Genomic DNA, 2,068 nt, shown 5'->3' with positions numbered 1-2,068 from the left:
TGCAGGCGCCGGTCGCCGGCCGCGTCCTGCAGCTGTCCGCCGCGGTCGGCGCGCGCAGCGAGGCCAACGCGCCGCTGCTGACCCTGCTGCCGGACGCGCCGCGCCTGGTCCGCGCCGAATTGAACGAAAGCTATGCCGGCAGCGTCACCCCGGGCATGGCCGCCGAGGTCATCAGCGACGACGGCCGCCAGACCGTGCTCGGCCAGGCGGTGGTGCGTTGGCTGGCGCCGGCCTACGGCCCGACCCAGTTGCACGACGACGCCACGCCCGCCGGCAACGACCGCAGCGTGGCCTGCGTGCTGGCCTTCACCCAGCCCTCGACCCTGCGCCTGGGCCAGCGCGTGCTGGTGCGCTTCCGCAACCCGACCGCAGCCAAGCATTGAGCTTGCACGGCGCCGCGGCGGCGAAAGGCTGCTGAAACGCGCAGCGGCGACCCTGCACGGATTGCCGAGACTGCGCAGCCGCGCCCATTCACATGATCCAATCTGCCGAGTTCCACTTCGAAGGCGGCCGCAATGGCGTGCTGCTGATCCACGGCCTGACCGGCACGCCCAGCGAAATGCGTCTGCTCGGCAAGAGCCTGAACCGCGAAGGCTTCAGCGTCCATGGCGTGCAGCTGGCCGGCCACTGCGGCGACGAGGACGACCTGCTCGCCACCAACTGGCGCGACTGGTACGCCAGCGTCGAGGCGGCGGCCGCGCGCATGCGCCCACAGGTCGACCGGCTGTTCGTGGCCGGGCTGTCGATGGGCGCGGTGCTGGCGCTGCGCCTGGCGCAGGAGCGTCCGCAGTGGGTGGACGGGGTCGGCGTGCTCGGCGCCACCTTCCGCTACGACGGCTGGAACATCCCCAAGCGCGCGCGGCTGGCGTTCCTGCTGCCGTGGTTCAAGCGCCTGGGCATCGGCAAGCGCCGCATGTTCCTGGAAGAGCCGCCGTACGGCCTGCGCGACGAGCGCATCCGCGCCCAGGTCAGCAGCGCGATGCTCGGCGGCGACAGCAGCGCCGCCGGCCTGCCAGGCAACCCCTGGCACGCCCTGGCCGAGATGTACCTGCTCGCGCGCGCGGTGCGCCGCGACCTGCCCAAGGTCGTCGCGCCATGCCTGGTCGCGCACGCGACCGAGGACGACATCGCCGACCTGCGCAATGCGCGGCTGGTGATCGCCAACGTGTCCGGGCCGACGGAGCTGCTGCTGCTGCACGACAGCTATCACATGATCACCCTGGACCGCGAACGGCGCGTGCTCGGCGCGCGCCTGGCGCAGTTCTTCGCCGCCCTGTGCGTGCCGCAGCAGGCCGCCGCCTGATGGCGATGACCGGCTCGGTAGTGGGCATCTGGCTGGCGACGGTGGCGCTCGACACCGCCGGCCAATTGGCCTTCAAGTACGTGGCCAGCCACCCGCAGGGCACCGGCATGGCGCGCTGGCAGCGCATGGCGCGGCAGCCGCAGCTGTGGTTCGGCGTGGCCTGCTACGTGCTCGAATTCCTCGCCTGGACCGCGTTCCTGTCGCTGGTGCCGCTGGGCCGCGGCGTGCTGCTGGGTTCGATCAACATCGTGGCGATCATGCTGGCCGGGCGCTGGCTGTTCGGCGAACGCCTCGGGCGCATGCAGGTGGCCGGCATCTGCCTGGTCAGCGCCGGCGTGGCGGTAGTGGGGTTGGGCTCATGAGCCGGCCGCCGCTGCATCGCTATGCGGTGGGCTTCGCCCTGCTGCTGAGCTTCGACACCCTGGCGCAGATCGGCTTCAAGCTGGCCGGCACGCACGCGTTCCCGCCGCAGGCCGAACTGGCGTGGGTGCTGCGCCTGCTCGGCAGCCCATGGCTGTACGCCGCGTTGCTGGGCTACATCGGCGCGTTCTTCACCTGGATGAAGCTGCTTGAGCACGCACCGATCGGCCCGGCGTTCGCCGCCTCGCACCTGGAAGTGGTCAGCGTGATGCTGCTGTCGGCCTGGTGGTTCAACGAACACATCGGCCTCCTGCAGGCGCTGGGCGCGGCGCTGATCGTCGGCGGCATCGTCTGCCTGGCGATCGGCGAACGCGCGGATCCCGCCGATGCGCACTGAAATCCCAC

At 71.4% G+C, this 2,068-nt stretch carries 4 protein-coding genes; all 4 read left to right on the top strand.

Annotated elements, in window-relative coordinates; all coding sequences use genetic code 11:
* The coding region (locus D180_RS20005; RefSeq protein ID WP_017914164.1) for an HlyD family secretion protein at positions 1-383 on the top strand (383 nt) is incomplete at its 5' end.
* Positions 384-475: 92 nt separating this feature from the next.
* Positions 476-1,303 carry an alpha/beta fold hydrolase gene (locus D180_RS20000; RefSeq protein ID WP_017914163.1) on the top strand — a complete coding sequence of 276 codons (828 nt, stop codon included), beginning with the start codon at positions 476-478 and terminating at the stop codon, positions 1,301-1,303.
* Entirely contained in the window at positions 1,303-1,665 is a 363-nt protein-coding gene (locus tag D180_RS19995; RefSeq protein WP_017914162.1) for an EamA family transporter, read from the top strand. Before D180_RS20000 ends, D180_RS19995 begins: the two co-directional genes overlap by 1 nt.
* Positions 1,662-2,060: an EamA family transporter gene (locus tag D180_RS19990; protein WP_017914161.1), complete on the top strand. Its 399-nt coding sequence runs from the start codon at positions 1,662-1,664 to the stop codon at positions 2,058-2,060. Before D180_RS19995 ends, D180_RS19990 begins: the two co-directional genes overlap by 4 nt.
* The last annotated feature ends 8 nt before the right edge of the window (positions 2,061-2,068 follow it).

This window comes from Xanthomonas sp. SHU 166 (genome assembly GCF_000364685.1).
GTDB classification, from domain to species: domain Bacteria; phylum Pseudomonadota; class Gammaproteobacteria; order Xanthomonadales; family Xanthomonadaceae; genus Xanthomonas_A; species Xanthomonas_A sontii.
This window is presented reverse-complemented; position numbering and strand designations above follow the sequence as displayed.